The following is a 6,192-nucleotide window of genomic DNA, read 5'->3' as shown; positions in this document are numbered from 1 at the left end:
GGGCGGTGGCGGGCGCCCTCGTCGGCGCGTTCGGCACCGCGCTGTACTACGGCGACTTCGGCCCGCCCTTCCTCATCGGCGGGCTGGCGGGGGGGTCTGTGGGCTACGTGGTCGGAAGCACGGTGGACGCCGCCCGCGGCTCCGCTCCCCCCGCCTTCCTCCGGACCGCCCCGCCGGCTCCGGCCGGACCTCCCGCCGCATCCGGAGCGCGCCCCCGCCGACGCGGATCGCCGCGGCCGCCTCCTCCGGCTCGCCTGTTTCTTGCGAGCGGTTCCCGCCCCTCCTCCGCCGCTCGGGCGAGCGGCCGGAGCGTGCACCCGACCGCAGCCGTCACGGACCGAGCCCCATGCAGCCCTCCGACCGTCCCCGCAATCCGGCCCAGCTGGCCCGCCAGATCGTCCGCCTGGTGGGCGCCCACCGGGTGGAGCGGATCGTGGGGCTGCAGCCCGTCTCCCCGCCGGAAGGACACGCCTTCTACGCCTTCGTCGTCCTCCGCGACGCCGCCGACGACGCGCGCGGCCTGGAGAAGACCCTGTACGAGCGCTTCTCGCCGAAGCGCCCGCGCATCGACTACTGGATCATGGGGCGGGAGGAGTGGGAGCGCTCCCGGATGCGGATCGGCCACCCGGCCCGCGTCGCCGACCAGGAGGGGAAGCTCCTCTACGGCGCGGCCGGCGGGGGGGCGGAGGAGTCCGTCGCGTAGCACGGCCGGAAACGGCCCGGGGGGAGGCAGCCAGGACGATCGGCTGCCTCCCCCCGCTGCGTCACCCGGCGACGCTCACTGGCGGTCGCGCGGGAGCCGCTGGTCCGGCGGCACGTGCCAGTAGATCACGTCCTCCCACCACTCCGGCCCGCGGAACTTCACGTTCGCGAACCGCTCGCTCACCGCGTAGAACTCCGGGTCCAGGAAGATGGGCGCGTACACCGCGTCGTCGATCACCTGCTGCTCCAGCTGCCGCCAGATCGCCCGCGCCCGCGTGCTGTCGTTCTGCACCAGGACGGAGTCGATCAGCGCGTCCACCCGAGGGTTGCTGTAGCCGGCGAAGTTGGGCCCGTTGGGCGGGGCGGAGCGCGAGTGGAACACCATCTCCGCGTTGGGGCCCATCACCCCCGGTCCCCACCCCCACCCCCAGAAGGAGCCGGTGAACTCCTGGTTGCGGAGCCGCTCCACCCAGGTGGTGCGCTCGTACGACCGCGGCACCAGGTCCACGCCGATGCGGCGGAGCTGCGCCTGCATCGCCACCAGCACGTCGCCGCGGATGGGGTCGGCCGCGCTGTACTCCACCTCCACGCGCAACGGGCGCCCGTTCTTGTCGAGGATCCCGTCGCGGTTGGTGTCGCGCCACCCGGCCTGCGCCAGGAGCTGCTGGGCCCCGGCGGGGTCGTGGGGGATGGGGCGCACCTCCCCTTCGCTCTGGCGCAGCTTCGGCGGGATGGGCGAGAGCGCCGCCTGCCCCTGCTCGCCGAAGAGCCCCTGCACGATCCCCTTGCGGTCCACCCCCATGAGGATGGCGCGCCGGACGGCCGGATCGTTCACCGGGAAGCGCGAGGTGTTCCAGGCGATCCACGCGGGGCGTACCTGCGCGGCCGAGTGCAGCTCCACGTTGGCGCCCTTCTCCACCTCCTGGCGCTGGTGCGCGGCGACCTTGGTGAGGCCGCCGTTCCCGTTCAGCATCTCGGTGAGCCGCGCGGTGGGGTCGGTGACCGGGCGCATGACGATCCGGTCGAGCGGCGGGCGGCCCTCCGGCGCGTCGCCGTTCGCCTCCACCACCACCTGCCGGCCCTTCTGCCACTCGGCGAACCGGAAGAGGCCGTTCCCCACCGGCCGCTGGCTGAAGGTGGCGAAGCGCATCCGGTCCGCCGGGATGGTGTCGAGCAGGTGCTTGGGCACCGGGATCACCTCCAGGAGGGCGTTCAGCGTGGAGGGGCCGGTGCGGTTCAGCTTCACCTCCACGGTTGCGCTGTCCACGGCGCGGGCGGACTCCACCGCGATCACGTCCTGCTGGCGGGGCGAGGCGGTGGCCGGGTCCTTCTGCCGCTCGATGGTGAAGACGACGTCCTCCGCCGTCACCGGGCGCCCGTCGTGCCACTTCACCCCGGGGCGGATGCGCAGCAGCACCGTGGCGCTGTCCTGGAGCTCCCACGACTCCAGGAGGTCGGGGTCGTAGTTGGTGAGCGTGCTGTCCCGCCGCGCGAGCGCGCGGAAGAGGAGGTGCACGACCTGGTACGACTCGGATGCGGAGAAGGTGAGCGGGTTCAGGTCGTCCGGCTCGCCCTCGGAGAGTACGATCAGCGTACCCCCCGCGGGCGCGCCGGTGAAGGTTTCGGCGTCGCCCCCGGCCGCGGCGGCCCCGCCCCGGTCGTCGCCGCCGCACGCGGCGAGCGCCAGGACGAGGAGCGCAGCCGCGCAGCCGTGAAGCCAGCGCACCGAAGATCCCTGCCGAGTCATAGGGTGCTCCCTGGAGCGAGGTGGATGGGATTCGTCATCGGACGGTCAGAAGCGGTCGAAGGTCCAAGGGCGCGGCAGGTGCAGCGCCGCGTCCAGCACGCGGACGGTCTCCTGCCGGTCGATGGTGGCCAGCCCCCCGGCCACCGCCTGCCAGGGCGCCAGCGCGCCGATGTAGATGCGGGACAGGGTGTCCACGGCGAGCGCGACCGTCGCGTCCACCGCCTGCCCCGCCAGCGGCTCCACGTGGATCCGCCCGTCCTCCAGGCGGAGGTGCCAGGGCCCGCGGTTCTCCGGGATCTGGTCGTCCTCCACCTCCAGCGCCACGGAAAGGTCGTGGCCGTTCACGAGGGTGCGCTGCTCCAGCGCCTCGGGGACGGCCAGGAGGCGGAACATGGGCCCGCGCAGGAGGGTGGCGGAGGGGAACCAGAGCCCCCACCCGGGCGCGCTCAGGAGCGGGAGCCGCGGCTCGCTCAGCCGGTCGCCGAACCCTTCCTCCGGGTGCGCGCGGTACACCAGCTCGCGCCACTGGTCGCCCAGCGAGGAGAGCCAGGCGTAGATCCCCTGCTGCGCGCCCAGGGTGAGCCACATCCGCTCCTCCACCTCCAGGAAGCGCTCGGTGAGCGGGAGGTCGGCGCGGTAGCGGACGATGGCGTACCCCTCCGGCTCGCCGCCCTCCCCCCAGTACACGACCGAGGCGCGGTCGTCCCCCTCCCACACCTTGCGCCACGACCGCTCCGACCGCTCCAGCTGCCCGGTCTGCAGCTGCGCCCCCGCGTCGTACACGGCGCGCATGGCCGCGAACTCCGCCTCCGACTCCACCAGGTGCACCCGGAGCCGCTCCTCCTTCACGTCCGGCAGGACGCCGGGGGGGATCTGGTACTGGTGGGCCTCGCCGGACAGCCCGTACCCCAGCGACTCGTAGTACGAGGCCCGGAAGGGGAAGAGCGCGGAGGCCACGTCCCCGCGCTCCCGGGCGTGCTCGAACCCGGCGATCAGCATGCGGGTGGCCAGGCCGCGCCGGCGGTGCGTGGGCGCGATCGCCACCGAGCCCAGCCCCATGACCCGGATGGGCACGCCGCCGATCCACTGCCGCAGCCAGAGGAGCTGGCACGCCCCCACGATGCGGCGCCTCTCCTCCGCCACCCAGAGCGCCTCCAGCCCGCCGTGGGGGCCGCCCACCACGAAGTCCTCCCACCACTCGTGCCCGCGGGTGGTGGACGGGAAACTGTGCGCCTCCAGGCGCGCCACGTCGTCCACCTCGTCCCACGTCGCCGGGCGAAACGTTTCGGCCAACTGCCCTCCCCCTCTCGTTTCCGGCCGCCGCGCCCCGGGCGGGTGGCCTGAGTTTCGCAGAACGCACGTGACCACCAAGCTTCCACTGCCTGCCGAGCGCGCTGGATGCGTGGATTGTGCCATGCAGGGCACCCGCGCCGCTCCTGGCCCAAAATACGGATGCCGATGAAGCCCCGCCAACCGCTCCCGATCGCCGTCCTGCTGGCCGCCGGCCTCCTGCTCGGAGGCGCTCCCGGCTGCCGCTCCGCCCAGCCCCCCGGCGAGGCTCCGCGCGACACCATGCCCCCGGCCCCCACCGCGCAGGCCGCGGCCCCGGCCGCCCGCCAGGAGCGTGTCCTCACCGGGCTGGAGGTGCTGGTGCGCGACTCGCTGCACCTGATCCGGGGGAAGCGGGTGGGCTTCATCACCAACCAGTCCGCGGTCACCTCCACGGGCGAGCTGGGGATCGACCTGCTAGCCCGCACCCCGGGGGTGAACGTGGTGTCGCTCTTCAGCCCGGAGCACGGGATCCGCGGCAACGTGGAGGCGGGGAAGAAGATCGACACCTCGCGCGACGAGAAGACGGGCCTCCCCATCTATTCGCTGTACGGGAAGACGCAGCGCCCCACGGACGAGATGCTGGAGGGAGTGGACGTGCTGGTGTTCGACATCCAGGACATCGGCGCGCGCCCGTACACCTTCGTCTGGACCATGGCGATGGCGATGGAGGAGGCCGCCAAGCGGAACATCCCCTTCATCGTCCTCGACCGGCCGAACCCGATCACCGCCGCGATCGACGGCCCGCTGATGCACATGGACGTGCGCAACGTGACGCAGGCGATCACCGGCTACTACGCGGTGCCGCTGCGGCACGGCATGACCTCCGGGGAGGTCGCCCGCTACTACAACCAGGACGCCAACGTCGGCGCGAAGCTGCACGTGGTCCCGGCGGCGGGGTGGCGCGGCGACATGTGGTTCGAGGAGACGGGGCTCCCCTTCGTGCGCCCCTCGCCCAACATCCGCTCCGTGGACGCGGAGCTGAAGTACTCCGGCCTGGTGCTGGCCGAGGCCACCAACCTTTCCGTGGGCCGCGGGACGGAGGCGCCGTTCTCGTACCTGGGCGCCCCCTGGATGAACGCGGAGCGGGTGCTGCAGCGGGTGCGCGACTACAACCTCCCGGGGGTGCGGCTCACCGCCACGCGGATCACGCCCTCCGGCCCGCGCGAGAACTGGATCCCGTTCCGGGACACCACCTTCTCGGCCATCCAGATCGACGTGACCGACCGCGAGGCGTACGAGCCGGCCTACACGGCGCTGGTGCTGCTCACCGAGATCAAGCGCGCGCACCCGGAGTTCCGGATCACCAACGCCGGCTTCACGCAGATGATCGGCTCGCGGTGGGCGCGCGAGGCGTTCGACCGCGGCGAGGACCCGCGCACGATCCGCCAGCGCTGGCAGCAGGAGGTGCGCGAGTGGCTGCCGAAGCGGAACCGCTACCGGCTGTATCCGCCGGGCGACCTCGCGACGCGGTGAGCAGCCACCCCGGGACGGCGGCGGGAGCTCCGCCGCCGTCCCCGTTTCGCACTCACGCACTTTCGCACTCCGAGATGTCCGACCGAGCCTTCACCGTCCCGCCCTTCGCGCGGGAGTGCCTGGAGCACGCCGCGGATGCCTGGGGCGCCTCGTTCGAGCACCCCTTCGTGCGGGAGTTGGCCGCCGGCACGCTCGAACCGGCGCGCTTCCGCTTCTACCAGATGCAGGACGCCCGCTACCTGGAGGCGTTCTCGGACGCCTGCGCGCTGATCTCCACGCGCTGCCCCGCCCCGGCCGACAAGCTCTGGTTCGTGGACGCGGCGCGGCTGGCGCTGGTGGTGGAGGGTCAGCTCCACGCCGGGTACGGCGAAAAGCTGGGCTACAACGCGGCGGAGGTGGCGGCGCTGGAGCTCACCCCCAACAACCGCGCGTACCAGGACCACATGGTCTCCACCGCGCTGCGTGGGACGCTGGCGGAGGCGGCGGCGGCCGTCGCCCCCTGCCCCTGGCTGTACATCGAGCTGGGGCAGCACCTGGAGCGCACGCTGGGGAGCATCGGCGACGGGCACCCCTACGCCGAATGGCTCCGCACCTACGCCGACCCGGGCTTCAACGAGTACATGGACCGCCTCCTGGCGCTGCTGCAGCGCTTCGCGGACGCCACCGACGACGCCGGCCGGGCCCGGGCGCGCGAGGCGTTCCGGACCAGCGTGCGCTACGAGTGGATGTTCTGGCAGCAGGCGTGGGAGCAGCAGGAATGGCCGGTTTGAGTGAAGGGTGAGGGTAAAACGTGAAGGGCAATTCCCTTGCTATCCCTCGCTCTTTACTCTTCACCCTTCACCTATAAACCCATGAGAGTGATCGTTATCGGAGCGGGCGAGGTCGGGTTTGACGTAGCGCGCATGCTGTCGCTGGAGCAGCACGACGTGGTCGTGGTG

At 72.5% G+C, this 6,192-nt stretch carries 5 protein-coding genes; 3 read left to right on the top strand and 2 right to left on the bottom strand.

The window, feature by feature from the left end:
- Positions 1 to 346 precede the first annotated feature (346 nt).
- A complete protein-coding gene (locus VGR37_17660; protein ID HEV2149233.1) occupies positions 347 to 703 on the top strand; it encodes a hypothetical protein in 357 nt (118 codons plus the stop codon).
- Between the two features lie 75 nt (positions 704 to 778).
- Here the strand turns inward: VGR37_17660 and VGR37_17655 are convergent, their stop codons facing one another.
- Together VGR37_17655 and VGR37_17650 are read right to left on the bottom strand one after the other, a co-directional pair.
- Positions 779 to 2,428, bottom strand: coding sequence for an ABC transporter substrate-binding protein (locus VGR37_17655; GenBank protein ID HEV2149232.1), 1,650 nt, complete (start codon positions 2,426 to 2,428; stop codon positions 779 to 781).
- A gap of 66 nt (positions 2,429 to 2,494) precedes the next feature.
- Complete coding sequence (locus tag VGR37_17650) at positions 2,495 to 3,742, bottom strand: GNAT family N-acetyltransferase (protein HEV2149231.1); 1,248 nt, start codon at positions 3,740 to 3,742, stop codon at positions 2,495 to 2,497.
- 165 nt (positions 3,743 to 3,907) lie between these two features.
- Between VGR37_17650 and VGR37_17645 the strand changes: the two genes are divergently transcribed.
- Both VGR37_17645 and tenA read left to right on the top strand, forming a co-directional pair.
- Positions 3,908 to 5,254 (top strand): DUF1343 domain-containing protein, encoded by a 1,347-nt coding sequence (locus VGR37_17645; GenBank protein HEV2149230.1) that lies wholly within the window; start codon positions 3,908 to 3,910, stop codon positions 5,252 to 5,254.
- A gap of 74 nt (positions 5,255 to 5,328) precedes the next feature.
- Complete coding sequence (tenA, locus tag VGR37_17640; protein HEV2149229.1) at positions 5,329 to 6,024, top strand: thiaminase II; 696 nt, start codon at positions 5,329 to 5,331, stop codon at positions 6,022 to 6,024.
- Positions 6,025 to 6,192 lie beyond the last annotated feature (168 nt).

The organism is Longimicrobiaceae bacterium, from assembly GCA_035936415.1.
In the GTDB taxonomy this organism is placed as follows: Bacteria; Gemmatimonadota; Gemmatimonadetes; order Longimicrobiales; family Longimicrobiaceae; genus JAFAYN01.
This window is presented reverse-complemented; position numbering and strand designations above follow the sequence as displayed.